General features: G+C 42.0%; 21 protein-coding genes and 1 pseudogene. 20 read left to right on the plus strand and 2 right to left on the minus strand.

The genetic code is table 11. The features are described from left to right. The first annotated feature begins 60 nt into the window (after positions 1 to 60). From NIE32_RS07360 to NIE32_RS07375, 4 genes are all read left to right on the plus strand, one after another. Positions 61 to 654 (plus strand): DUF2953 domain-containing protein, encoded by a 594-nt coding sequence (locus NIE32_RS07360; protein WP_253054387.1) that lies wholly within the window; start codon positions 61 to 63, stop codon positions 652 to 654. 4 nt (positions 655 to 658) lie between these two features. Then, the gene (ytfJ, locus tag NIE32_RS07365; protein ID WP_253054388.1) at positions 659 to 1,123 is read left to right on the plus strand and encodes a GerW family sporulation protein; all 465 of its coding nucleotides are present in this window, start codon (positions 659 to 661) and stop codon (positions 1,121 to 1,123) included. Between the two features lie 615 nt (positions 1,124 to 1,738). Beyond that, positions 1,739 to 2,713, plus strand: coding sequence for a class I SAM-dependent methyltransferase (locus NIE32_RS07370; RefSeq protein WP_253054389.1), 975 nt, complete (start codon positions 1,739 to 1,741; stop codon positions 2,711 to 2,713). A gap of 22 nt (positions 2,714 to 2,735) precedes the next feature. Continuing rightward, on the plus strand, positions 2,736 to 3,938 hold the full coding sequence (locus NIE32_RS07375) for an acetate kinase (protein WP_253054390.1): 1,203 nt from the start codon (positions 2,736 to 2,738) through the stop codon (positions 3,936 to 3,938). Positions 3,939 to 4,118: 180 nt separating this feature from the next. On the opposite strand, the gene NIE32_RS07380 is transcribed toward NIE32_RS07375, so the two are convergent. Continuing rightward, positions 4,119 to 5,216, minus strand: a complete 1,098-nt coding sequence (locus NIE32_RS07380; RefSeq protein ID WP_253054391.1) for a M24 family metallopeptidase — start codon at positions 5,214 to 5,216, stop codon at positions 4,119 to 4,121. Between the two features lie 277 nt (positions 5,217 to 5,493). Between NIE32_RS07380 and NIE32_RS07385 the strand changes: the two genes are divergently transcribed. The 10 genes and pseudogenes from NIE32_RS07385 to NIE32_RS07430 all read left to right on the plus strand — a co-directional run bounded on the left by NIE32_RS07385 (position 5,494) and on the right by NIE32_RS07430 (position 18,009). Further along, positions 5,494 to 6,177: a metal-dependent hydrolase gene (locus NIE32_RS07385; RefSeq protein ID WP_253054393.1), complete on the plus strand. Its 684-nt coding sequence runs from the start codon at positions 5,494 to 5,496 to the stop codon at positions 6,175 to 6,177. Positions 6,178 to 6,198: 21 nt separating this feature from the next. Continuing rightward, entirely contained in the window at positions 6,199 to 7,515 is a 1,317-nt protein-coding gene (locus NIE32_RS07390) for a DRTGG domain-containing protein (protein WP_253054395.1), read from the plus strand. A 311-nt stretch (positions 7,516 to 7,826) separates the two neighbouring features. Then, positions 7,827 to 8,759, plus strand: a complete 933-nt coding sequence (locus NIE32_RS07395; RefSeq protein ID WP_253054397.1) for a DHH family phosphoesterase — start codon at positions 7,827 to 7,829, stop codon at positions 8,757 to 8,759. Positions 8,760 to 8,810: 51 nt separating this feature from the next. Further along, positions 8,811 to 12,203, plus strand: coding sequence for a DNA polymerase III subunit alpha (dnaE, locus tag NIE32_RS07400; RefSeq protein ID WP_253054398.1), 3,393 nt, complete (start codon positions 8,811 to 8,813; stop codon positions 12,201 to 12,203). Positions 12,204 to 12,554: 351 nt separating this feature from the next. Continuing rightward, on the plus strand, positions 12,555 to 13,427 hold the full coding sequence (accD, locus tag NIE32_RS07405; RefSeq protein WP_253054399.1) for an acetyl-CoA carboxylase, carboxyltransferase subunit beta: 873 nt from the start codon (positions 12,555 to 12,557) through the stop codon (positions 13,425 to 13,427). Beyond that, positions 13,412 to 14,416, plus strand: a complete 1,005-nt coding sequence (gene accA, locus NIE32_RS07410) for an acetyl-CoA carboxylase carboxyl transferase subunit alpha (protein WP_253054401.1) — start codon at positions 13,412 to 13,414, stop codon at positions 14,414 to 14,416. Before accD ends, accA begins: the two co-directional genes overlap by 16 nt. A gap of 201 nt (positions 14,417 to 14,617) precedes the next feature. Then, positions 14,618 to 15,577, plus strand: a complete 960-nt coding sequence (gene pfkA, locus NIE32_RS07415; protein WP_253054510.1) for a 6-phosphofructokinase — start codon at positions 14,618 to 14,620, stop codon at positions 15,575 to 15,577. A 20-nt stretch (positions 15,578 to 15,597) separates the two neighbouring features. Then, positions 15,598 to 17,034: pseudogene (gene pyk, locus NIE32_RS07420) on the plus strand (pyruvate kinase); the annotation flags it as partial. Positions 17,035 to 17,165: 131 nt separating this feature from the next. Continuing rightward, the gene (locus NIE32_RS07425) at positions 17,166 to 17,588 is read left to right on the plus strand and encodes an acyl-CoA thioesterase (RefSeq protein WP_253054403.1); all 423 of its coding nucleotides are present in this window, start codon (positions 17,166 to 17,168) and stop codon (positions 17,586 to 17,588) included. Between the two features lie 22 nt (positions 17,589 to 17,610). Continuing rightward, on the plus strand, positions 17,611 to 18,009 hold the full coding sequence (locus NIE32_RS07430) for an FxsA family protein (RefSeq protein ID WP_253054405.1): 399 nt from the start codon (positions 17,611 to 17,613) through the stop codon (positions 18,007 to 18,009). Positions 18,010 to 18,016: 7 nt separating this feature from the next. Here the strand turns inward: NIE32_RS07430 and ytvI are convergent, their stop codons facing one another. After that, positions 18,017 to 19,156 carry a sporulation integral membrane protein YtvI gene (ytvI, locus tag NIE32_RS07435; RefSeq protein WP_253054407.1) on the minus strand — a complete coding sequence of 380 codons (1,140 nt, stop codon included), beginning with the start codon at positions 19,154 to 19,156 and terminating at the stop codon, positions 18,017 to 18,019. Positions 19,157 to 19,433: 277 nt separating this feature from the next. On the opposite strand from ytvI, the gene citZ reads away from it, so the two are divergent. The 6 genes from citZ (at position 19,434) to pstB (ending at position 25,909) form a co-directional block, all read left to right on the plus strand. Then, complete coding sequence (gene citZ / locus NIE32_RS07440) at positions 19,434 to 20,549, plus strand: citrate synthase (protein WP_253054408.1); 1,116 nt, start codon at positions 19,434 to 19,436, stop codon at positions 20,547 to 20,549. Between the two features lie 102 nt (positions 20,550 to 20,651). Further along, positions 20,652 to 21,920 (plus strand): NADP-dependent isocitrate dehydrogenase, encoded by a 1,269-nt coding sequence (icd, locus tag NIE32_RS07445; protein ID WP_253054410.1) that lies wholly within the window; start codon positions 20,652 to 20,654, stop codon positions 21,918 to 21,920. Between the two features lie 270 nt (positions 21,921 to 22,190). Next, a complete protein-coding gene (locus NIE32_RS07450; protein ID WP_253054412.1) occupies positions 22,191 to 23,117 on the plus strand; it encodes a phosphate ABC transporter substrate-binding protein in 927 nt (308 codons plus the stop codon). Between the two features lie 113 nt (positions 23,118 to 23,230). Continuing rightward, positions 23,231 to 24,196 carry a phosphate ABC transporter permease subunit PstC gene (pstC, locus tag NIE32_RS07455; RefSeq protein WP_253054413.1) on the plus strand — a complete coding sequence of 322 codons (966 nt, stop codon included), beginning with the start codon at positions 23,231 to 23,233 and terminating at the stop codon, positions 24,194 to 24,196. Beyond that, a complete protein-coding gene (pstA, locus tag NIE32_RS07460; protein WP_253054512.1) occupies positions 24,196 to 25,080 on the plus strand; it encodes a phosphate ABC transporter permease PstA in 885 nt (294 codons plus the stop codon). The genes pstC and pstA overlap by 1 nt, the downstream gene beginning before the upstream one ends. A 25-nt stretch (positions 25,081 to 25,105) precedes the next feature. Continuing rightward, positions 25,106 to 25,909, plus strand: coding sequence for a phosphate ABC transporter ATP-binding protein PstB (pstB, locus tag NIE32_RS07465; RefSeq protein ID WP_253054514.1), 804 nt, complete (start codon positions 25,106 to 25,108; stop codon positions 25,907 to 25,909). The last annotated feature ends 202 nt before the right edge of the window (positions 25,910 to 26,111 follow it).

The following is a 26,111-nucleotide window of genomic DNA, read 5'->3' on the forward strand; positions in this document are numbered from 1 at the left end:
TTGCGAAGTGTTTACTCAATACTGACTAGAGAAGGGAAAATGTTCGAATAAGGAGCGTTCATGGTGCGCCTAGTTCTCATTGTTTCAGGAGTGATCCTATGCCTCCTCGTTATAGTCATGATTGCGGTATTAAGAAGCGTACTCACCTTACGTATCCATTGCCTTATTGGCATGCATCAGATCGAGATCAAAGCAGAACTATATCTGTGGCGAAAACGGATTTGGACGTTCCCACTTAAGCTACACGAAAGGAAGAAAAAGAAAAGTCATTCACGACAACATGCCGATAAGAACCAATCTGATGATGTTAAGGAGCGTGTTGAGCATTGGTCGGAGAAAGCTAAGAGGATGGTGAACGCTCTTCAACAGCTTCCTATTCGCGAAAAGATTAAGGTAAGTCAAATGAGCTGGGTGACAACGTGCGGATCTGGTGATGCTGCGGAAACCGCATTGCTCTGTGGTGTAATTTGGTCATTGAAAAGCTCCATCATTCCTTGGATTGCTCCGATTAGCTCTGATCACCCAAGAATAAATGTCATTCCACGGTTTCAAGGAAAATGTTTGTACTCCAGTTTGTCATGCATGTTTCAGATAAGGATCGGAGACGCTATAGTTATGATTAAGAAAATCAGGCACCAGTTGAAAGAAGGTTAAGCATATGGCAGATCATCCGATTCAGGGATTGATGAAGACCGCTCTGGAAAGCCTTCAATCCATGGTGGATGTAGGGACGATTGTCGGAGATCCTATTGAAACTGACGACGGACATACAATTATTACCTTATCAAAAGTGGGATTTGGTTTTGTTGCCGGCGGAAGTGAATTTAATACGAAAAATGAAAACTCAGATGAAGATCCTGCTGAAGAGGCGGAAGCCTATCTTCCCTTTGGCGGAGGAACAGGTGGAGGAGTATCCATCACACCCATTGCTTTTCTGATTATCGGACGTGAAGGTGTCAAAACGATCCATCTGGATAACAACACGCACCTCTACGAACGACTCATTGATCTTGCACCGCAGACCATTGAAAAAATTAAAGAACTATTAGAAAGTGGCGGGGGATCCAGTAGCAACCAAAAAAGGAAAAAACGTCGTGGTGATTGGCAGGAAGAAGAGTTTTGAGCAATCGGAAGGGCAATACGCCCCTCCGATTTTTTTACGATAAAAGATAAGCGGAAGTGAGCATAAGCCCGCCTTCGCCGTTACTAGAGACTTGACGAGCAAGTGGGAACCATCAGATGATGGATTGACTGTTTTGGCCCACAGATCGCCAGCGGTAAGCGAACATTCGAAGCATGAATGAGAATGAGGATTCGGCGGTTTTAATCGAGTATTTTTCGTAATTAATTTTTTATTTTTTTAACCCATTTAGAAATATATTTTGAAACATGTATCGGCTAAATCTCGTACTATCTTTTGGGACTTTCTCACAGTGTTCACTTTTTTGTGACAATTGCCCTAAACATAGAATTAAGCTATAGTGAAGAAAGGAGTGAGTGAAGTATGAGAAGATTTGAATGCACATCAAACAGCAGATTATTATATCCTGCACAGGTATTCGTTTTTACGTATATGGGTATTCTGAACTTGTTTATGTCCAATCATCTACATGGCGATCCTATCAAAACATACATAAATTCACATACATTTCTCATAAATTATGAAAACGAGCAGGTAATCTTATCAGCTTAACTGTATAATAGACAATGTAAGCGCTTTACATTTGGAGGAATCGATTTGCAGACAACGACAGTCAGTGAGCTCTTTTCGATCATTGATCAAGCCACTCTATTTATCAGAAAACATCATGAAACAGACTATCTGAATGCGTTATGTAGCACTCTAGAAGGATTAGTACAAGATGAAATTAAGGATAAGGATTTAACGACGAAGCTAAGCCCTCTCCACGATCGCTATTATAGTCAGAAGATGACAGCTGAAGATGTTCGAAGAGCCGTGCAGCTTGCCGCGTTAAAAGGAATGAAAGCATCTCCGCAGCCAAATCATGAAATGACTCCGGACACATTGGCGCTCCTGATGGGTCATATGGTTGCAATGATGGCGGGAAATCACCCGTTTTCAGTTCTTGACCCGGCTGTTGGCATGGCGAACTTGTTAACGGCGATCATGAATCAAGCGAAAACTGACGAGATTTTGGCTTATGGCATTGATGCAGACCCTTTATTACTCAGACTTGCTGCAGCAAACAGCAATTTACAGCAAAAGGAAATTCAGCTCTTTCATCAAGATGGATTAAAACCGATCCTAACGGAATCTGTTGACTTTGTTGTTAGCGATATTCCTGTTGGTATTTATCCGGATCAAGCGGCAGCAGACACCTATATACTAAAAGATGTTGTGGAAAAACCGCTGACACATTTTCTGTTTGTTGAACAAGGGTTACGTAAACTGAAGGATGGCGGCCATTTGCTCGCCTTGGTACCAAATCATCTGTTCTCAGATGATCAGAATCGCATTTTTCATCATTTCATTCAGAAGCACGCCACGATTCTTGCGTTGATCCAGCTTCCTGAAACACTTTTCAAAAATTCAGATCAAACGAAGAGCATTTTATTGATGCAGAAAAAATCCGGAACTACGACGCTTGCCAAGCAGGCACTTCTCGCGGAAATGCCTGATTTCTCAGATGAAGTAAAGATGCGTACGTTCATGCAGCAGTTAGATCATTGGTTTCTGCACCGATCGGTTTAAGAAGACGAGAGGGTGATCGACAATGGCTTTAATTCTTGCGATCAATGCCGGTAGTTCATCGCTGAAGTTTCAACTTCTAGATATGCCCGCCGAGCATTTGGTAACGAAGGGTTCATTTGAACGCATTGGTCTGTCGGATTCAATTTTTACAATTTCATTCAAAAGTGAAAAGCAACAGGAAATCGCATCGATTTCTGATCATGAAGTTGCTGTTCGTATTTTACTTGAAAAGCTTACAGAGTTAAAAATAGTTCACTCATTGACTGAAATAGAAGGTGTTGGCCATCGTGTTGTTCATGGCGGTGAGACATTTGATGATTCAGCATTGGTGAACGATGAAGTGATCAAAAAAATCGAGGATCTTTCAGAACTGGCCCCCCTGCACAACCCAGCAAACCTTGTGGGTATCCGCGCATTTCGGGAAGTACTGCCAAATGTTCCTGAGGTCGTTGTTTTTGATACAGCCTTCCATCAGAGTATGGGCAGTGAGGCATACTTATATAGTCTTCCCTACGATTATTACAAACAGTATGGTATTCGTAAGTATGGCTTTCATGGAACAAGTCATAAGTATGTCGCCTCTCGAGCAGCTGAACTGCTTGGACGTCCAAGTGATCAGTTGCGCTTAATCTCTTGTCATCTAGGAAATGGTGCCAGTATTACTGCTGTCAAAGGCGGTAAATCTATTGACACATCGATGGGATTTACGCCACTCGCAGGATTGACCATGGGCACACGTTCCGGAGACATTGATCCTGCACTCATTCCCTACATCATGGATAAAACGGGGATGAACGCAACAGAAGTCATCAATGTGTTGAATAAAAAAAGCGGTCTTCTCGGTTTATCCGGATTCTCAAGTGACCTGAGAGATATTGATAAGGAAGCAAAGCGTGGAAACAAGCGTGCAAAACGAGCGATTGATGTATTTGTTGAACGCATCCAAAAATATATTGGTGCATATGCAGCGAAAATGTCAGGAGTCGATGCAATTATTTTTACAGCTGGTATCGGTGAACATAGTTCTATGATCCGTGCACGTGTACTTCAGGATTTGGAATTTATGGGCATTGATTGGGATCGTGAACTAAATAAAATAAATGGTAAAGAAATAATGATTAGTACTGAAAAGTCGCCAATCAAAGTTCTGGTGATCCCGACAAACGAAGAAGTGATGATTGCTAGAGATACGATGCGTTTGTCAAAGCGACACCAAGAAATTTAAACGTTGATTCAGTGTAACAATACTTGTATGGATCTTCTTTAAGCAAAATCAAATTTCTTTCTCAAAAACGGATTCTTCTATAAAATTTTAATCACAGATTTCTTTTCAGAAGTACAAACAGAGCGTCTCTTATTAGAGACGCTCAGTTTGTACTTATAAGGAGTTATTCATTAGAAACGATTAATCAATAATTTGAAGTTCTTTTGGATAGTGAGTGAGTGTCAATGCGCCATTTTCACTCAAGTAAATATCATCTTCAATACGCACACCGCCAACTTCAGGGACATAAATACCAGGTTCAACAGTAAATACCATGCCTGGTTTCAATGTTTGGTTATTGTCCGCACTCATTGATGGTTGCTCATGTTCGCCGAGCCCTAGTCCGTGTCCAAGACGGTGGGTAAAGTATTCACCATAACCTGCGTCTGTGATCACTTTTCTTGCGACTCCATCAAGATCGCCGATACGCAATCCTTCGTGAACGGCTTTGATTGCAGCTAAATTTGCTTGCAAAGTGGTCTCGTAGATTTTATGCTGTTCGTCAGATGCATGCTTGAAGCAGACCGTTCGTGTAATATCCGAGCAATAACCATCAATAACGACACCTAGATCAAAAAGGACAAAATCGCCTTCATGGATTTGTCTTGTTCCCGGGTAGCCATGTGGGTTAGCCGTATTATCACCAGCGAGGACCATCGTGTCAAAAGCCATTTGAGAATAGCCCTGTTTTGCGAGTTCATGTTCAATTTCAGCAACGATTGCAGCTTCTGTTCGTCCTTTTTTAATGGCTTCAACACCTAGCTTGACGGCGTAATCAGCAATCTCTCCTGCCTTTTTCATAGCGGCAAGCTCAGTAGCATCCTTAATATTCCGCATTGATGCAAGATAATTCTCGATCGATTGGAACGTAATGGTTTCTGCAATTTCTTTTAAAGCTAAAGCTTTGTTGTAAGGCAATGTGCTTGGTTCAATAAAGACATTATTAAAATCGGTACGGCGCGCTGCCAAGGCTTTCTTAACGAAATCCCAAGGGTTTTGATCATCTCTATAGCCAATGACTTCATGTCCGAAGTCAGAGCTACGTGCCTGTCCGACCTCAAGTTCTGGACAAATGAGAAAAGGTTCATCCTCAGGAAAAAGGAATAGACCGAGAAAGCGTTCATGTGGATCGCATTTAAAATGAGTAAGGTAGAATACATTAGTGGGATCAGCAATGTACGCGAATCGGCCTTCCTGTTTTTTTAGCCATTCTTCAATCTGCTTCATTTTCTCTGACAATTAAGGTCACTCCATATCAATAATGATACTTCTAATGTAACACAATTTGATAGGGAAGGAACGATTTGTCATTGTTTTTCAATCGTTCTTTCACTTACTTTCTATTCGGAAAGAACAGGTGTTGGTGATTACTGCGAAATGTGCACCGGGTAGTGTATAATAAGTCTAAACTTACCCTTTTCACTGTGACTCGGTATTGATTATTGCCAGATGGAGCCGACGATGTCGATGATTGTTGTGATGTGAATGGACATTTTATAAAAGGAGCTAAGAAGACATGAGAATTACATACATTGGTCATTCGACTGTATTACTTGAAACGGAAAAAGCAAATTTATTGATTGACCCATTTATCAGTGAAAATCAACAGTCTCCAATCTCAATCAATGATCTTCCAAGAATTGATGCTATTCTTTTAACTCATGGACATGGTGATCATATTGCCGATACACAAGAGATCGCGGAGCGGGATGGTTCCTTAGTGATCGCCGTTGCCGAACTTGCCACCTATTTCGGATGGAAAGGTTTAAATACGCATGGCATGTCCATTGGCGGAGCATACACGTTCCCATTTGGAAAAGTAAAACTCACTCAAGCATTCCATGGCTCAAGTATTTCAAACCCTGCAAAACATGAAATTATTTATACAGGAATGCCAGCCGGACTTTTACTCACAATTGATGGTAAAACCATTTACCATGCAGGTGATACAGCGCTTTTTTCAGATATGAAAATAATTGGTGAACAGAATACGATTGATCTCGCATTTTTGCCAATTGGCGACAACTTTGCAATGGGACCTGAAGATGCGCTAATTGCTGCACAATGGATTAGAGCAAAGACAGTTGTTCCTATTCACTACAATACGTTCCCAGTGATCAAGCAGGATCCTAGTAAATTCGTCAATCAGCTTGACGGACATGGGCTTGTTTTATCATCAGGCCAGTCAATAGACTTATAACAGCTGTTTGGAGAGATTGAGATGGAAACAAAGCATGAACAAATTTTACATTATATCGCTGATTTGGAAATAGGCAGTAAGATATCTGTTCGTCAAACGGCCAAGGTACTTCAAGTAAGCGAAGGCACAGCATATCGTGCGATCAAAGATGCTGAGATTCAAGGGTTGGTTAGTACCGTTGAACGTGTGGGGACGATTCGGATAGAGAAGAAAAGTCAGGAGAGCATCGAAAAGCTGACTTTTGATACAGTGGTGAACATTGTTGAAGGACAAGTTCTTGGTGGTAAGGCAGGCCTTTCACGAACGCTGAATCATTTTGTCATTGGTGCGATGGAGATGGACGCGATGAAGCGGTATATCGGAGCGAATGATCTGATGATTGTCGGAAACCGTGAGTCTGTTCATGCCTATGCACTGAATGAAGGAGCCGCTGTACTGATTACTGGGGGGTTCAGCACAAGTGAACGGATTAAGCGACTTGCTGATCAAACTCAGCTACCGGTGATCTCGACAACCTATGACACGTTTACAGTAGCAGCAAAAATTAATCGTGCAATCTTTGATCAGCTGATAAAAAAAGAAATCGTTCATGTTTCTGATATTCTCATCCCATTCTCTGAGACGCAGTTTGTATTTAATTATGATTCCCCAAAAAGATGGTATGAGCTTAATCGGCAAACCGCGCATAGCAGATTTCCGGTCGTTGACCAGCAAATGAAAGTCGTCGGTATTGTTGCCATGAAGGATGTTATGAAAGAGAAGGAGGCACATACAATCGAAGAGATTATGACTAGGCAACCGCTTGTTGTCAAACCGTCAACGTCGGTTGCGTCCGCCGCACATCGGATGATCTGGGAAGGTATAGAAGGACTTCCGGTCGTCGATGATCAGCAGCACTTACTAGGAATGATCACACGTCGTGATGTGCTCAAGGCACTACAGATGATTCAGCAACAGCCACAAATGGGCGAGACAATTGAAGACATTGTTTCTTCACAGCTGAAAGACTATTCGGAAACCAATCATTACATTTTTCAATTTAGCGTGACACCGCAAATGAGTGATTATCTCGGGTCAGTCTCTCACGGTGTGATGACGTCGATGATTACAACCACTTGTCGTCGGGTGTTAAATCACTTGCGAAGAGGGGATTTGGTTGTTGATAATTTGTCCTTTTATTTCTTTAAGCCCGTTCAACTTGAGCAAACGGTAACTGTTCGGCCAAAAATATTGGAAATGACAAGGCGGAATGCAAAAATGGATATCGAGCTCTTTGTGGATGACCAGCTTTGTGGAAAAGCATTATTAAATGCCCAATTTATAGTAGAGCCCAGTTGATTCAACTTGGTCACGTGACCGATTTGAATCAACGTCTGGGGCTCCTTTCTTTGCTTGAAACCATTTTCAATGACTAAAAATCGAACATATGTGCTACAATGAAACTAAGTAAAAAGTGATTATCATGCCCTTAAAAGAATGCCGGACATAACCACTGCTCCGTGTTATAGAAAGCAAGGTAAGTAATGTTCTCAAATTTCGGTGCTTTAGTGCCGATGTCGTTCACTGATCGTTATTAAGTAAGTATAAAAGGTTCTGTTCTCTCAAATGACTATCTATATCCATCTAATTTTTAAGGGGAGGTTTTTCGCTTGATCAATAAGCTATTAGAATTAGTGAAGCAATATCAAACGATTATCATTCACAGGCATGTTCGCCCGGATCCTGACGCCATTGGCTCCCAAGGCGGGTTAGCCTATCTAATCCGAGATAATTTTCCAAATAAAAACGTATATGTCGTAGGCGAAGAATCAGAGTCTCTGCAATTCCTCATGCCTATGGATAACATCGAAGATCAAATCTATTCTGGAGCGCTTGTCATTGTCTGTGATACGGCGAACCGCGAACGTATTTCAGATACACGGTATTCAAATGGTGCGGAATTAGTGAAAATTGATCATCACCCCGTTGTTGATGCCTATGGTGATCCTCAATGGGTGAATACACAATCAAGTTCAACGAGTGAGATGATTACCTCGATCTATCAGACACATCCTGAACTTAAGCTGTCACCGGAAGCGGCACGTCTACTTTTTGCGGGTATTGTTGGTGATACTGGCAGATTTCAATTCAGTAATGTAACTTCTGATACTTATCTTGCTGCAGCTAGGCTTGTCAAACAATCTTTTGATCGCCAATCCTTCTTTAATCAGTTATATCAACGCAGTTTAGCTCAGACACGTTTGAATGGTTATGTCCTTGAACATTTCACGTTAACCGAAGAAGGTGTCGGTTTTGTGAAACTTTCTCAAGAGCTTATTCGTTCATATAAGTTGAATCCTTCAGATGCATCTGCACTTGTGAATAGTTTTGCCAATGTTGAGCATTTGAAAGCTTGGGTTTTGTTTTCAGAGGAAGACACAGTGATACGTGCAAGACTTCGTTCAAAAGGGCCGGAAATTAATCAATTAGCGGCTAAGTATAACGGCGGAGGACATCCAATGGCCTCTGGGGCATCGGTTAGGAGCTGGGACGAAGCAGATCAATTGATTCAAGATTTGTGTATGCTTTGTAAAAAAGACTAATGAGGGTTTGTCCCAAACTGCTCATTTATACTTTGAGAGGAGAACAACGCCATGCCATATGTCCATCTTCATGTGCATAGTGAATATAGTTTGTTGGACAGTACCTGCCGAATCAATGACTTAGTTGATCGTGCCAAGCGTACCGGTCAGACAGCGCTTGCATTGACAGATCGCGACGTGATGTATGGCGTCATTCCATTCTACAATGCATGTAAGCAAGCAGGTATTCATCCGATTATCGGAATGGAACTCAGTGTTGAGGACATCGATCAGCCTGCACAAAATGTGAAAAACAAGGCGCTGCAGAACCATCCGATATTAACCTTGCTGGCACAGAATAACGAAGGCTATAAGAATCTGATTAAACTTTCCTCACTCGTTCAAATGGAGGAAAGTGGCTGTATTTCTTATTCTCAACTTGAGCGCTATGCTTCAGGATTATGTGCGTTGTCCGGGGGTCCGGAAGGTCCGATTGATCGAAAGCTTATGATTCATAAAGATCAGTATGCTGAAAAACTGGCGATTCGATTGCGGTCAATTTTAGGCAACCGCTTCTTTCTGGAAATTCAACGGACCGGCAGATCTTTAGATGATTCACTTGAACACCAACTCCTTTCACTCAGTCGAAAACTGTCCATTCCAGAGGTGGCTGCCTGCACCATTCATTATCTTGATCCGGAAGAAGCTACGGCACACGCGTGTCTGAGATGTATTCGTGATGGAAATAAGATAGGTGAACAACCGCAAAGCCATCAAGATTGGAGTTTTAAATCGACGAGAGAAATGGAGGAACGGTTCTCCACGCTTCCCGAGGCGCTGAAGCGAACGGCGAAAATCGCCGAGGCTTGTCAAGTGACGTTCTCGGTTGACAAGGTGAAATTACCTGTATTCCCACATTCTGCAAATGAAACATCGGAACAATTACTTAGACGCATCTGTGAGCGAGGAATTGAAAAACGATATGTCACAATCACGGATTCAATGCGTGCTCGGCTGAATCATGAACTCTCAATAATTAACAAGATGGGGTTCAATGATTATTTTTTAATTGTTGCTGATTTAGTGGCACATGCGAGGAAATGCGGTTTCTTGCCTGGCCCTGGACGAGGATCTGCTGCAGGCTCACTTGTTGCTTATGTTTTGAAGATCACCGAAGTTGATCCGATCAAATACAATTTGCTCTTTGAACGATTTCTTAATCCAGAGCGTGTGACGATGCCGGATATTGATCTGGATTTCCCAGATGTTGATCGTGACAAGATGATCGATTACGTTTTTGAAAAATATGGTCGTGAACATGTAGCACAAATCATCACCTTTGGAACTTTGGCAGCAAAAGCAGCAATACGTGACATCGGTCGTGTACTAGGGGTGGACCCACGTCTCGTTGATCGAATGGCACGATTGGTGCCAGGATTGCCGAAAGTGACATTAAAGAAAGCGTATGAAGGATCCGAAAAATTGCGCAGTATCGTCAATTCATCGAAAGAAGCCAAAACGCTTTTCTCACTTGCGCACAAAGTAGAAGGATTGCCTCGGCACTCTTCCATCCATGCAGCAGGTGTAGTGTTGAGCGAGGAAACTTTAACGGAATCCGTACCTGTACAGAAAGGACACGATGGGATTCCAGTCACACAATACTCCATGACAATTCTCGAATCATTAGGGCATTTAAAAATTGACTTTCTTGGGTTACGCAACCTGACCTTCATGCAGGAGATTATGCGAAGAACCACGACATCGGTCAAAACCCCGGTAGCCTTGGAATCTATCCCACTAGATGATTCGGAAACATTTCAACTGTTGAGCCGTGGTGATACGATGGGGATTTTCCAACTCGAATCAGATGGGATGCGCCAGGTGTTACGGAAGTTAAAGCCAACGGAATTTGAGGATATTGTTGCGGTTATAGCACTCTATCGCCCAGGCCCTGTTCAGTTTATTGATCGATATGTTCTTCGAAAACATGGTGAGGAGAAAATCGTTTATCCTCATCCTGATTTGGAACCGATACTCAAACCTACATACGGAGTCCTCGTGTATCAAGAGCAAATCATGCAAATTGCGGTTCAGATGGCTGGTTACTCACTAGGACATGCGGATATTTTACGACGTGCCGTATCAAAGAAAAAACTTGATTTACTTGAAGATCAGAAGAAAAGCTTTATCGCGGGGTGTATGACCAATCATTATTCGCTTGAAACAGCGAACCAAATTTTTGAACTAATCGTTCGATTTGCAAACTATGGATTCAATCGTTCTCACGCGGTGGCCTACAGTTTTATCACTTATCGGCTTTCTTATTTAAAAGCACATGATCCTCAAGCATTCATGGCGGCTCATTTTTCCGGAATCATTGGTAATTTTGAAAAGTTTAAGGCGTCGCTGATTGAACTAAATAATAATGGGATTAAGCTTCTGCCGCCTTCGATAAATGAGAGCATGGGGACTTTTGAACCATCAGGTAATGCGATACGATTTGGGTTATCAGGAATCAAAAATGTTGGCAATGGTGCAGTCGATGAACTAATACGAGAACGGCAGCAACAAGGCATATTCAAGGATCTTTATGACTTCTGTCGTAGAGTTTCAAGTAAGAAGGTTAATCGCAAGGCGATAGAATCGATGATCTTTGCAGGAGCATTCGATGGTTTCGATGTCGATCGTGCGGTCTTGCTCGCCACGTTGGATCGGGCAATACAATTTGGAGAAGAAGAACAGAGTAAGAATAACGGCCAAACATCATTACTGATTCCTGGTCGTGAGGATAGGGATTATACCGATGTTCCTCCACTTAGTGCCGATGAAAAAATGCATTATGAGCGTGAAGTTCTTGGCTTCTATTTATCCGAACACCCGTTAAGTGACTATCGAGATCGATTGCCAGACACATTCTCAACAGTGGGTGAGATCGGGAATCATCCGATTGGGAAACCGGTCACTGTGGCAGTAATGGTTGAGCAATTAAAACGAATAAAAACAAAGTCCGGACAGTTCATGGCTTTCTTTGTGGCCGGGGATGAAACAGGTATGATTGATGCGGTTTGCTTTCCTGCACAATTTGGCAGCTTGCACGAAATCATTCGTGACGGACAGATGCTTGTCATACAGGCAAAGCGTTCTGAGGGACGACAAGACGATAAGGCACAGCTAACTGTGCTCAGTGCAATCGATTTGGATAAATACTTATCGGAACGTCAGACGGTTCTTTTTCTGAAAATTGATCGTGCACATTATCAACCGCAACTCCTCGAAGAAGTGAAATCACTCATTGGTAAAGAATCGGGAACACATCGCGTGGTTATGTACTATGAGAATCAGAAAAAAACAATTGCGCTTGCGCCAAACTATGCAGTCAGCCTGCATCAGCCATTCATCGAGGAGATCAGGAGAATTCTTGGAGAAAAAAATGTTATGATCAAATACAGTGAGATTTTTGCATAATGATACGATTGATATGAATAGAAGAGAAAATGATGTTTGATTCCACTTGTTCTATGGGTTTAGGGCGTGTGTCTTATGTTTTCGAACAACCTTTGCTATAATAATGAAGTTTGGAATTTTTGTGGAACCAGAAGAAACAGGCCCAGTAGACGAAAGCACATGTTTAAAGTGAACCTGTAGTTACTGAGAAATAGGAGAAAGCATTCATTTTTAAAATAAGAAATATATTTCTGAGTTATTCGAGCGTTCGCGTGAACAATCGACAATTACATGAATTATAAGTGAAGAATTAATGACATGTTGTGATACGGGTGAAAAATCTGGCTTTGACAAAGTAAGAGGGTGATATACTTGATGAAGGACTTTTTTATTAAGAAAAAAAAGTATGCTACGGTTCCATCCGTAAAAGCAAGACAAGATGTTCCCGAAGGCATCGTTCGTAAATGTCCAAAGTGTAAGAAGATCATGTATGTCAAAGAGTTGCAGAAGCATTTGTTTGTTTGCCAGTCATGTGGGTATCATTACCCTATAGGTGCTCATGAACGCGCAGAAATGCTTTTTGACGAAGGATCATATATGGAATTCGACAAGGACATGATTTCTTTAAATCCACTTCAGTTTCCGAATTATATGAATAAGCTGGAGTCTGATCGAAAGAAAACGAATCTAAATGAAGCGGTTTGGACAGGTAAAGGTCAAATCGAAGGCTATGATTGCGCTGTTGCCGTAATGGATAAAGGATTTCGAATGGGCAGCATGGGTTCGGTCGTCGGTGAAAAAATTACTCGATTGATTGACTATGCGGATAAGAACAGCATACCTGTTATCATTTTTTCCGCTTCTGGCGGTGCACGCATGCAGGAAGGTGTGCTTAGCCTGATGCAAATGGCAAAGACAAGTGCTGCGTTAAAAGGCTTCAGTGAACATGGCGGTCTTTATATATCAATTATGACCCATCCGACAACAGGAGGGGTATCGGCAAGCTTTGCCTCACTTGGTGATTACAATTTTGCAGAACCCGGTGCTTTAATTGGGTTCGCAGGACGAAGAATTATTGAGCAGACCATTGGCGAGGAATTACCGGATGATTTTCAAACCGCTGAATTTCTATTGAAGCATGGACAGATCGATCAAGTCGTCCCTCGGTCTGAATTAAGAACTGTCCTTGGACAGGTACTGTCGATTCATGCTGAAGGAGGTGTCTCTGGATGGGACCGGAACTAGATTTTGAAAAGCCAATCTTGGAACTTAAAGGGAAAATTGCTGAACTGAAACAGTTCATGGATGAGAAAAATATTGATCTTTCCGATGAGTTGAACCGTCTCCAAGAGCGGCTGATCACTCTTGAAAAAGAGACCTATGGGAACATGACACCTTGGGAGCGTGTTCGAATCGCAAGAAAACTGACAAGGCCGACAACATTGGATTATATTCCTATGCTGTTCTCTGATTTTGTTGAATGTCATGGAGATCGGTTATACGGGGATGACCCAGCTATTGTCGGAGGAATTGCAAAGTTTCATGGTCATCCGGTGACGATCATCGGCGAGCAACGTGGACGTGATACTAAAGAAAATATTATGCGAAACTTTGGTAGTCCTCATCCGGAAGGATATCGAAAAGCACTTCGACTGATGAAACAAGCGGACAAGTTTCATCGCCCAATTATTACCTTTATTGACACAAAGGGTGCGTTTCCTGGTAAAGCAGCAGAAGAACGTGGCCAGAGTGAAGCAATTGCAAGAAATCTTTTTGAAATGTCATGGTTGTCTGTACCTGTGATTTGTGTGGTGATCGGTGAAGGTGCAAGTGGCGGTGCTTTAGCAATTGGCGTAGGTAATCAAATACTTATGCTGGAAAATTCGTGGTATTCGGTTATATCCCCTGAAGGCGCAGCAGCTTTATTGTGGAAAGATGCAGGAAAAGCGGAAGAAGCAGCTCGGACGATGAAAATAACCGGATCCGATTTGAAAAATCTTGGCATAATTGATAAACTGATTCCGGAGGTTTTGGGCGGCGCTCATCACAATCCGAAAGAACAGGCGAACATCATTGATCATGCACTTGTTGAATCGTTGACTGAATTAAGTCAATTAACCACTGAACAAGTTCGTGAGCAGCGACTCGCTAAGTATCGTGCAATCGGCAATTATGACAGGATTCAAGAGAAAACCAATCAATCAGCGTTTTCGTATTCATCAGAAAGGCAATAAGAATTCCTGTTCGAAAAAGAGAAAAAAACCAACAAGATCAAGGGTAGCATGGGCATAAGTTTTTCTTCCGCAGTATGTAGTGAGCAACTGCGAGATACATACTAAGGTCGAATCTAGTGGGCACTGTGATTTATAGGTGATTTTTCAAATTCTTTTCGAATTCCCTTTAAGTAGGGGCTCTAAGATGGGGTGATTGTTATGATGAAAAAGATTGGTGTATTAACGAGCGGTGGTGACGCGCCAGGTATGAATGCTGCCGTTCGATCTGTTGTAAGATCGGCGATTTATCGTGGTGTGGAAGTGTACGGAATTTATCATGGGTATAAGGGATTAATTACCGGAAACATCAAACAATTGGAAGTTTCTGATGTGGGGGATATTGTTCAACGTGGGGGGACAATTCTTTATACGGCCCGCTGTGAGGAATTTAAGACTGAAGAAGGCCGAGCAATCGCCATTGAACAGCTGAAGAAGTTTGGCATCGAGGGGCTAGTCGTTATAGGAGGCGACGGGTCTTTCATGGGCGGAGTCAAACTGACACAGTTAGGTTTCCCAACGATCGGAATCCCAGGCACGATTGATAATGATATTCCAGGCACTGATTTCACTTTGGGATTTGATACCGCATTGAACACGATTATCGATGCAATTGATAAGATTCGTGATACGGCTACATCACATGAACGCCGCTTTATTGTAGAGGTTATGGGCCGCGGCTGTGGTGATCTTGCCATGTGGGCAGGACTAGCTGATGGTGCTGAATCAATTCTCATTCCCGAAACAAAAGAAGAATTAGATACAATCGTTGAACGTCTGAACCGTGGCATAGAACGCGGGAAAAAGCACAATATTATCATTGTGGCAGAAGGCGTCGGCAGTGCGGATGAAGTAGCCAAAGCGATAAAAGCCAGAGCCAATATGGATACTCGTGTGACTGTTCTCGGACATGTTCAGCGTGGCGGTGCACCATCTGCTTTTGATCGGGTATTGGCAGCTCGTATGGGAAATAAAGCTGTTGAATTATTACTGAATGGTGAGAAGGGAAAAATGATTGCCATTCAAAATAATCAAATCGTAGCACATGATATTCTTGATCTGCTCACGAAAAAACATGTATTTAATAAAGATCTGTATCAGTTAGCAAAAGAATTATCCATATAAAAGCTGGAGGGAACAACTCGATGAAAAAGACAAAAATTGTTTGTACACTGGGACCTGCAAGTGATACGGTTGAAACGCTCGTAAAAATGATCAACGCAGGAATGAATGTTGCACGTTTCAACTTCTCACACGGTGATCATGAAGAGCATCATAATAAAGTTCTCAATCTAAGAAAAGCTATGGAAATCACTGGAAAAACAATCGGTATTTTGCTTGATACAAAAGGTCCGGAAATCCGTACCCATGACATGGCAACTCCGGAAGTATTACTGGAAGAAGGCAAATCAGTAGATATCTCTACAAATGAAGTTGCTGGGACGGCTGAAAAGTTCTCTATCACTTATTCTGAATTAATTAATGATGTAAAGGTTGGTTCTAAAATCCTCATTGACGATGGTTTAGTCGAGCTTGAAGTAACAGGCATCGACAAAGAAGCAGGACTCATCCATAACAAGATTTTGAATACAGGCGTATTGAAAAGCAAGAAGGGAATTATTGTACCTAATGTCAGCATCAAATTACCGGGTATGACAGAAAAAGATGCAGATGACATTGTTTTCGGTATTGGCGAAGGCATTGATTTCATTGCTGCTTCTTTTGTTCGTCATGCATCTGACGTCATTGATATCCGTAACCTGTGTAAAGAACACGGTGCAGAAGACGTTCATATCTTCCCTAAGATCGAAAGCCAAGAAGCTGTAGATAACATTGAAGAAATTCTTGAAGTTTCCGATGGAATTATGATTGCACGTGGTGATCTTGGCGTGGAAATCCCACCGGAAGATGTTCCGCTCGTTCAGAAGCGCTTGATTAAAATGTGCAATAAGGTTGGCAAGACGGTTATTACAGCAACACAGATGCTTGACTCTATGATTCGCAACCCTCGTTGTACACGCGCTGAAGCTAGCGACGTTGCAAATGCGATCTTTGACGGTACGGACGCTATCATGCTTTCTGGTGAGTCTGCTTCCGGAAAATGGCCGGTTGAAGCGGTGACAACAATGAGTAACATCGCGCTTAAAGCTGAATCCGCACTGGATTACAAGGGCATTCTAAAGAAATTGAGCGACTCCAGCGAACCAACCGTAACTGCTGCCATTGGTGAAGCTGTTGCTCATACTGCATTGAACCTTGAAGTTGGCGCGATCATTACTGCTACGGTGAGTGGTTATACCGCACGTGTCGTATCTCACTACCGTCCGAAAGCACCGATCGTTGCCGTAACAAACTCTGAACGCGTAGCTCACAAATTGTGCCTTGCTTGGGGTGTTACTCCAGTGATGAGTGAACTTGCAAAAACGACTGACGAAATGTTCGAAATTGCTGTTAATAGCGGTAAGAAAACGGGACTTGTTAAAGATGGAGATCTTGTTGTGATTACTGCCGGACTTCCAGTTGCAGCATCTGGTAAGACAAATATTATGAGAATACATGCTGTTGGTGAAAACTTGACACAAGCATAATCAAGATAAATAGAATTTGTCTCATCTTTAGCGTTTCATTTTAATTCTATAGTTTCATCATTTATGATAAGAGAAGGCGTATCAACGCCTTCTCTTAAATTTTTAATACCGGAGTGATTCTAGAGATGAAAATAGCTAAGACGAAAATTGTTGCAAGATATAATGAAACGGACAAAATGGGAATTGTTCACCATAGCCAGTATATTAACTGGTTTGAAGTTGCCAGAACAGATTGGGTTCGGCAAATCGGACTCTCTTATCGAAAAATTGAAGAAGAGGGTTTGATGATGCCCGTGCTTGGCGTCGAGGTTCATTATCACTCGCCGGCCTATTATGATGATACTGTTGTTGTCGAAACTTCGCTCGCTTCCTATGACAGCATAAAAATGAGTTTTACATATAAAATTTTCAGGGAATCAGATCGAAAATTGTTAGTAGATGGAAAAAGCACGCACTGCTGGACGGATTTGTCCATTCGCCCGGTGTCGATTCGAAGAACATACCCTAAGCTTCATGCCATTATTGTTGAAGCAGCAGGATTAGATTGATTTCTGAGAGGAGTGTAATTTCTTGTTAAGGAAGATGCTGATCTTTTTGATGCTCTATGCATTATTGGAAGTTTGCCTGTTCATTTATGTTGGACATTTAATTGGTGGGTTAAATCTGATCATTATTGTCCTGCTGTCTGCTCTTTTTGGCATATGGATGGTAAAACGGCAAGGGTTTGTGATTGTGCAAAGGATTCGCGATGCATTTATGCAAAGACAAATCCCAAGTGACTCAGTACTTGATGGTGCATGTCTTTTACTGGGCGGGTTGCTTTTATGTCTGCCTGGACTCATTAGTGATTGCATCGGCATTTTATTGTTGATCCCTGTGTTGAGGGTTGCATTTGTGATTCGGATAAGGCGCTTTCTGCGTAAATGGTTTAGTCAGAGTCAATTTTTCTTTCGCTCTTTCAAAAAGTGACTTCAGATTAAGTCTTTTTGCCAAGAATATAGAACCAGATAATATGCCATGTGCCAGCAGTATAGAGCGTCTTAATAATGACGAGTGTGATTGGACCGATGACAAGACCAGCAATGCCAAGCCAGCGGAAACCGAAATAAATAGAGACAAGTGAAGCGAATGGATCGAGTCCAATATTGGAAGACATGATTTTTGGTTCCATTAATTGCCGTTGAATAATTGTGGCGATATATAGGCTCGACAAACTAATAGTCAAGAAATAATGGTGCATAAAAAATTGATAAATAATCCATGGAATGAAAATAGCTCCGGTACCTAAATAAGGGATGAGATCGACAATGCCAGTGATTAAGGCAATGGTGAATGGGTGTGGGACTTTCATGACGAGCAGTCCGATGTAAACAAGACCCATAGTCATCATAATCAGGATGAATTGAGCTCGTACAAAACCGAAGCATGTTTTTTTCAATTGGATAAATACTGAATTCATTGTCTTCCCAACTACTGAGCGAGTTGAGAAGGTAAGGAATCGTGATTTGATCTGCTCGGAATCTTTTGAGAGAAAAAAAGCGGCAAGAAAGATGAAAGCTGCTGAGATTAGGGTGTCGGGAATGGTCGTCACGAATTGCGTGAGGTTTGTTAGAAGCTGTGTTGCAAGGTCATTAATCATATCTACGAGCGTACCTGCGATGCTTTCAATATTTAATTGAATCGCTTTCTGCTGGCTGTCCGGCATACCGGAAAAAATATGCATGGCTTGTTCCCAAGAAGGAACGAGATGGGAAAAGAAAAAAGTTTGCAAATCGCCAAGGAGTACTTGAATTTCACTCGGTATGGATCGTGAGTATGAAGATACACCCTTAATAAGGGCAATTGCGGTAAAGAGTAGTATCCCAATCGATAACGAGAAAAAGGAAAACAGAACGACAAATGAGGCTGCCCCACGAGGAAGCCCTATTTTTTTTTCGATAAAAATAACGATCGGATTGATTAAAAATGCAAGGACACAGGCGATGAGAAATGGGAGGGCGTATCGGACGGAAAGAAATACTATAAGTAAAATACAGGCAGTGATTGCCAGAACGATAAGGATACGCATGATGATTAATAATACGACGATAATTGGTTGTAATTCTCTTGAATTCATAGCGTCATCCCACCTTATCACTAAACCTATGCGAAGAATTCTAATATATGAGTAGATGATCGCTTCAAAGAACAATGGTGTAAAATTTCACAAAGTACGAACTTGCGGATATAATCAAATTAATGGTTGCTTCTTTCAGGTGTCACTATAAAGAAGATAGGGCCGGATTGAAATTTGCGACATTGATTTAAGCCATAGTTGAAAACGTTTCTAAAATCAGTGGATAATAAACCTGACGTTTATAAGCAATAGGTAGCGTTTCTGGGAGGGAATCGATTTGACAGCGACGAGGGGATTAGAAGGCGTTGTTGCAACAACCTCAGCGATCAGTTCAATCAAAGATGATGTACTGACTTATCGAGGATACAGTATTCAAGATTTAACCGAACAGTCGACATTTGAAGAAACGGTTTATTTGTTATGGAACGGCGAGTTGCCTACTGCCGATCAACTTGCATCATTAAAAAAAGATCTTGCTGAAAATGCGAATGTTCCTGAACAACTTTTTGATTCTATGCGTAATAGTCCATTAGAACATGTACACCCTATGGCAGTTTTACGGTCGGCCATATCAACGTTAGGCATTTATGATCCTGATGCGGAACAGATGGATAAGGCATCAAATCGCGCGAAAGCCATCCGTATACAGGCAAGCATAGCGACAATAGTTGCAGGCTTTGCACGTATTCGGAAAGGGCTAGATCCGATAGCACCAAATCCGAAATTAACTTTTGCCGCGAACTTTTTGTATATGTTGAATGGTCGGATACCCAACAACTTAGAATCAGGAATGTTTGACAAAGCGCTCATTTTGCATGCAGATCATGAGTTGAATGCTTCAACATTTACCGCTCGTGTCTGTGTGGCCACACTTTCGGATATGTACTCAGGAATTACATCTGCGATTGGTGCGCTAAAGGGACCTCTGCATGGCGGTGCGAACGAACAAGTCATGCGTATGCTTGAAGAAATCGGGTCCATTGAGTGGGTGGATGATTACATTTTAAATGCGCTTGAGAATAAAAAGAAAATAATGGGATTTGGACATCGGGTGTATAAAAATGGTGATCCGCGTGCACGAATTCTGAAATCTATGGCAAGAGCGATTAGCGAAATGAACGGAGATATGCATCTATTTGAACTATCACAAAAGATTGAGAAACTAATGAAAGAGAAAAAAGGCTTGTTGCCAAATACTGATTTTTACTCTGCAACACTTTATGATAGTTTAGGCATTGATCATGACCTGTTCACACCAGTGTTCGCCATAAGCAGAACATCAGGATGGGCAGCGCATATTCTCGAACAGTACAATGATAATCGACTGATCCGACCACGTGCGGAATATAATGGTCCTCGCTTACGACGACTTCTTCCCGTGCAACAGCGATGATCCCTGAGAAGAAGATTGACAGTACACGAGCAAAAATCAAGTTGAGAGCTTCAAAACGTTTTTCAAATCATTAGTCCTAATAAAGGTCTGGAGGTACACATCGTGGCACAAGGTGAACAAATTACAGTAGAACATGGCGTACTTAACGTACCCAATTATCCGATTATCCCTTATATCGAAGGCGACGGGATTGGACCTGACATTTGGCATGCCGCCTCACGTGTTTTTGATGCTGCAGTCGAAAAGGCATATCGTGGTGAAAAGAAAATCGTTTGGAAAGAGGTATTAACAGGCCAGAAAGCTTTTGATCTTACCGGGGAGTGGCTTCCTTCTGAGACAATCGATGCAATTAAAAAATATGTGATCGCTATAAAAGGACCACTGACAACACCGGTTGGTGGAGGAATTCGATCATTAAATGTTGCGCTGCGTCAACAGTTAGACTTATTTACCTGCTTACGTCCGGTTCGTTATTTCGAAGGCGTCCCTTCTCCAGTGAAACATCCGGAATTAGTGGATATGGTCATTTTCCGAGAAAATACCGAAGATATCTACGCCGGCATCGAATTTGAATCCGGATCAGCAGAAGCAAAGAAAGTCATCGATTTTCTACAGAATGAAATGAAAGTCAGAAAGATTCGCTTCCCAGAGACATCGGGAATCGGCGTCAAGCCTGTTTCAAAGGAAGGCACAGAACGTTTGGTTCGTGCGGCTATCCAGTATGCGATTAATGAAGGTCGACAAAGTGTGACGCTTGTTCATAAAGGAAATATTATGAAGTTTACAGAAGGCGCTTTTAAAAATTGGGGCTACGCATTGGCTGAAAGGGAATTTCCTGAACAAACCTTTTCATGGAAACAATATGATCAGATTACTGCAGAACAGGGAAAGGATGCTGCAGACAAGGCCCAACAGCAAGCGATCGCTGATGGTAAAGTATTAATTAAAGATGCGATTGCAGACAATTTCTTGCAACAGATTCTCACAAGGCCAAATGAATATGATGTTGTGGCAACAATGAATCTTGATGGGGATTATATTTCAGATGCGCTCGCAGCGCAGGTCGGCGGGATCGGTATTGCTCCTGGTGCAAATATTAACTATGAAACAGGTATTGCGTTATTTGAAGCAACACACGGAACTGCCCCGAAATATGCAGGGCTAGATAAGGTTAACCCTTCATCAGTTATTCTATCCGGCGTGTTAATGTTCGAACACCTAAAGTGGTATGAACCGGCAAAACTAATCATTAATGCCATCGAAAAAACCATTTCAAGTAAAGTCGTTACCTATGACTTCGCCAGACTTATGGAAGGCGCAACTGAAGTGAACTGTTCAGTTTTCGCTGATACATTGATCGAGAATATGTAAATGTGATCAATTGTTCAAAATAAAGAGCACTTAATAAGACAGGAAAAAGGAGAGAAGGCTCAACGCCTTCTCTCCTTTTTTTTGCTACAAAGTTTGTTGATTTGATGCATGAACAGAGTGGGGCATGCAAACCCTATGTAGTAAATAAATCTTCTCGACAAAATCCGTCTTTACAAAACCTTTACAATTCGTTTATATCCATTTAAAAAACGAGCCTTATTATTATAAGTGTAATAAGGTGACTCAACATTCTGAGGGGGAAATTTTCTTATGAAAAAGAAAAACTTGCTTGCGATTGGTCTGGCTTTCGTACTTTCATTAACACTCATTCTTAGTGGCTGTGGAAACGGAAACGGCTCAGCGGGCAGCAGTTCTTCTAAGTCAGATTCAAGTTCATCCGAAGCTTTATCCGGAAAAATCACCATCGGTGGTTCAACTGCTTTGCAACCACTTGCAGCTCAAGCAGCAAAAGAATTCATGGAAAAGAATCCTAATGTTCAAATTGAGGTTCAAGGCGGCGGTAGTGGTACTGGATTAAGCGAAGCTCAAGCAGGAAATTTTGATATTGGTATGTCGGATGTCTTCGCTGAAAGCAAAACGAACATTGATGCAAAAGCACTGAAAGATTATCAAGTAGCAGTTGTCGGTATGACTGCAGCTGTCAATCCTAAGGCTGGCGTTAAGAACCTGTCGAAGAAAGACTTACAAGCAGTGTTCACGGGCAAAGTGAAGAACTGGAAAGAAGTTGGCGGTAAAAATCAGAAGATCACGCTTGTAAATCGTCCGGATGGTTCTGGTACACGCGCAACATTCGATCAATTTGCTCTTGACAATAAAACCCCGGCAGAAGGAATCACACAGGATTCAACCAATACAGTTAAGAAGATCATCGCGGAAACTCCGGGAGCTGTAGGGTATATGGCACTTTCCTACTTTACTGCTAACGACAAATCCGTTGTGAAACTCTCACTTGATGGCGTTGAAGCAACTGAGAAAACTGTTGCTACCGGTGAATTCCCTGTATGGGCTTATGAACACATGTACACGAAGAGTAAACCTTCTAAGCTGGTTAAAGCATTCATCGACTTCATGATGAGTGATGCTGTACAAGGCAAAGATGTACCGGCTCAAGGTTACCTTTCCGTGAAAGACATGAAAGTTCAACGCGATGCAACTGGAAAACAAACAGATAAATAAGTTGCCTATCAAATAGGCATTAAATAAATAATGACAAAAGCCTAATGACGGTTTAGCGGGAAAAGTGTGAACGCCCGCTCACCGTCATATAGGCATGTAAATGAGGTGTGAGGATGAAAATCAGCAAAATAGCCACCGCTGATCCGGCATCACGGTTAGACAACAATGCAAAGCTGATAAACGAGAAAGGTTTGCTTTGGCGATTGACGGATCGAGCAAGCGAGACACGGGGAAAAATGTTCATTTACAGCAGCGCTTTGCTTATGATTGTGGCAGTCATTGCGATTACATTATTTTTGATGATCCAGGGTCTTCGTGCATTTGTTGTTGATCACCTAAACTTTTGGACGTTTATTACAGGAACACAATGGTATCCGGATCGCACAGTAAACCCCTCATACGGTGCGTTCCCATTTATCTTTGGTTCAATGGCAGTAACATTTTTAGCGGCTCTGATTGCGACTCCGATTGCAATCGGCACGGCAATCTTTATGGCCGAGTTGGCAAAAAAATGGGGAACGAAAGTCATGCAACCAGTGATTGAAATCCTTGTCGGCATACCCTCAGTGGTATATGGGCTAATTGGTTTGTCTATTATTGTTCCCTTTATGCGTCAACATTTTGGCGGTTCCGGGTTTAACTTACTTGCAGGTGCGATCGTTGTCGGCATTATGATTCTGCCAACAGTTGCAAGTATAGCCGCAGATAGTATTCGCGCAGTCCCAGACTCGTTACGACAAGCATCGTATGCCATTGGAGCAACCAAATGGCAAACAATATGGCGGGTGGTTATTCCAGCAGCCGGATCAAGTTTGGTCACAGCTATTGTCCTTGGTATGTCTCGTGCTTTTGGTGAAGCACTTGCTGTACAGATGGTCATTGGTAATGTCACCAAATTACCAGGATCGATTTTTGATCCATCGGCGACGTTGACTACCATTATCACTTTGAGCATGGGCCACTCGACCATGGGCAGTGTGTTGAATGATGCACTATGGTCACTTGGATTTCTACTCTTATTGATTTCTTATGTGTTTATCGTTATTATTCGTTTCTTGTCAAGAAGGAGGAATGCATGATGAGCAGCAAAGTCACCAATCGGATTGCATTGTCGGTCATCATTTTATGTGCTGCGGTCATGGCAGGTATACTCGTTTCGCTGTTAAGTTACATTCTATTTAAAGGTGTGACCAACATTTCATGGCAATTTCTGACGACATCAGCGAGTCCTTTTCTTGCAGGAGGCGGAATCAAAGACCAACTCTGGAACTCATTCTATGTTCTCATCATTACCATGATTCTTACCATTCCAATTGGTGTGAGTGGAGGCATTTATCTAGCTGAATATGCAAAGCCTGGACGATTAACATCTTTTATAAGAACCTGTGTCGAAGTCTTAGCTTCTCTCCCCTCAATTGTTGTCGGGATGTTCGGTATGCTTATTTTTGTTAATTATTTCGGCTTTAGATTTTCTGTAATCTCCGGAGCACTTGCCCTAACCGTATTCAACTTACCAGTCATTGTTCGTGTGACCGAGGATGGATTCCGAGCTTTATCGCTTCATCAGAAAGAAGGCGGTTTGGCTCTCGGTTTGACACACTGGCATACGATTAAGACGATTTTGCTTCCCGCTGCTTTTCCAAGCATATTAACGGGTATTATCTTATCAGCAGGCCGTGTCTTTGGTGAATCAGCCGCATTATTATTCACAGCAGGTCTTTCTACACCGGATCTGAATTTTAGTAATTGGAATCCGATTTCACCAAATTCTCCGCTTAACTTGTTTCGGTCTGCTGAAACACTTTCCGTTCATATTTGGGCGGTCAATACAGGGGGAATCATGCCGGATGTGTCAAGAATTGCCAATGGATCAGCCGCTGTTCTTGTCGTCTGCGTCTTGCTTTTCAACCTGTTTGCGCGTGCATTAGGTAAGATGATTAACCAAAAGTTTTCTGGCAAGTAAATGAGGAGGAATTAAAATGATACAGATGGAAAAAAATATAGTTTCATTTAATAATACTGTTGATGTTGAAGAAATGCCGGTTCAAATTAGCGTGGAAAATGTAAATATCTATTATGGAGAGAATCATGCGGTTAAAGATGTGAACCTTCCTATTCATGAAAAATCGATTACAGCACTTATCGGTCCATCAGGCTGTGGAAAATCAACTTTTATTCGCACGATCAATCGGATGAATGACCTTATTCCGGGAGCGAGATGTGAAGGAAGTCTTCTCTATAAAGATGTTAATATTTTAAATCCTAAAGTGGATGTTGTTCAACTGCGCAAAGAAATCGGTATGGTTTTTCAACAACCGAACCCATTTCCAAAATCGATCAGTGAAAATATTCAATTGCCTTTACGATTTGCAGGGGTGAGAAATAAAAAGACATTGAATCAAGTCACTGAAGACTGCTTAAAACAAGTTGGACTTTGGGATGAAGTAAAAGACCGACTGGATCGATCAGCACTGGGTTTATCCGGTGGACAACAACAGCGTCTTTGCATTGCTCGGGCGCTTGCTTTGAAACCAGATGTAATCTTGCTTGATGAACCAACTTCTGCACTCGATCCCGTATCGAGTGCAAAGATTGAAGAATTACTGCTTGAACTCAAGAACAGTTATACGATTGTTATTGTCACGCACAATATGCAACAAGCTGCGCGTATTGCTGATTACACAGCATTTTTTTATCAAGGTGAACTAATTGAATTTGGTAAGACGAAAACGTTGTTTACGAATCCGGAGAAGAAAAGTACAGCGGATTACATTTCCGGTCGGTTTGGATGATCAAGAACGTCTGTGTAAAAAGTTTCTCGGAGGGATTAGGTGCATCGTAAGGCGTAGTGCGAGACGCCTGCGGAAATTGCGAGCCAAGTGAGACCCCGAAGATCACACGTATGTATGAGGAGGCTCACGGATCGCCTGCGGCAAGCGAGCACTGAAAGCCTCACAATCAAGAAAAGCTTATCACATACTCAAAAACACGTAT

The sequence above is a fragment of the Sporolactobacillus kofuensis genome (genome assembly GCF_024125425.1).
Taxonomy (GTDB): domain Bacteria; phylum Bacillota; class Bacilli; order Bacillales; family Sporolactobacillaceae; genus Sporolactobacillus; species Sporolactobacillus kofuensis.

Excerpts from the sequence above, each read along its gene's own strand:
- NIE32_RS07360 (WP_253054387.1), top strand. The coding sequence starts at position 61 with ATGGTGCGCCTAGTTCTCATTGTTTCAGGAGTGATCCTATGCCTCCTC.
- ytvI (WP_253054407.1), bottom strand. The coding sequence starts at position 19,156 with ATGAATTCAAGAGAATTACAACCAATTATCGTCGTATTATTAATCATC.
- NIE32_RS07385 (WP_253054393.1), top strand. The coding sequence starts at position 5,494 with ATGAGAATTACATACATTGGTCATTCGACTGTATTACTTGAAACGGAA.
- NIE32_RS07450 (WP_253054412.1), top strand. The coding sequence starts at position 22,191 with ATGAAAAAGAAAAACTTGCTTGCGATTGGTCTGGCTTTCGTACTTTCA.
- accA (WP_253054401.1), top strand. The coding sequence starts at position 13,412 with ATGGGACCGGAACTAGATTTTGAAAAGCCAATCTTGGAACTTAAAGGG.
- NIE32_RS07390 (WP_253054395.1), top strand. The coding sequence starts at position 6,199 with ATGGAAACAAAGCATGAACAAATTTTACATTATATCGCTGATTTGGAA.
- pstC (WP_253054413.1), top strand. The coding sequence starts at position 23,231 with ATGAAAATCAGCAAAATAGCCACCGCTGATCCGGCATCACGGTTAGAC.
- pfkA (WP_253054510.1), top strand. The coding sequence starts at position 14,618 with ATGAAAAAGATTGGTGTATTAACGAGCGGTGGTGACGCGCCAGGTATG.
- NIE32_RS07425 (WP_253054403.1), top strand. The coding sequence starts at position 17,166 with ATGAAAATAGCTAAGACGAAAATTGTTGCAAGATATAATGAAACGGAC.
- pstB (WP_253054514.1), top strand. The coding sequence starts at position 25,106 with ATGGAAAAAAATATAGTTTCATTTAATAATACTGTTGATGTTGAAGAA.
- dnaE (WP_253054398.1), top strand. The coding sequence starts at position 8,811 with ATGCCATATGTCCATCTTCATGTGCATAGTGAATATAGTTTGTTGGAC.
- ytfJ (WP_253054388.1), top strand. The coding sequence starts at position 659 with ATGGCAGATCATCCGATTCAGGGATTGATGAAGACCGCTCTGGAAAGC.
- pstA (WP_253054512.1), top strand. The coding sequence starts at position 24,196 with ATGAGCAGCAAAGTCACCAATCGGATTGCATTGTCGGTCATCATTTTA.
- NIE32_RS07375 (WP_253054390.1), top strand. The coding sequence starts at position 2,736 with ATGGCTTTAATTCTTGCGATCAATGCCGGTAGTTCATCGCTGAAGTTT.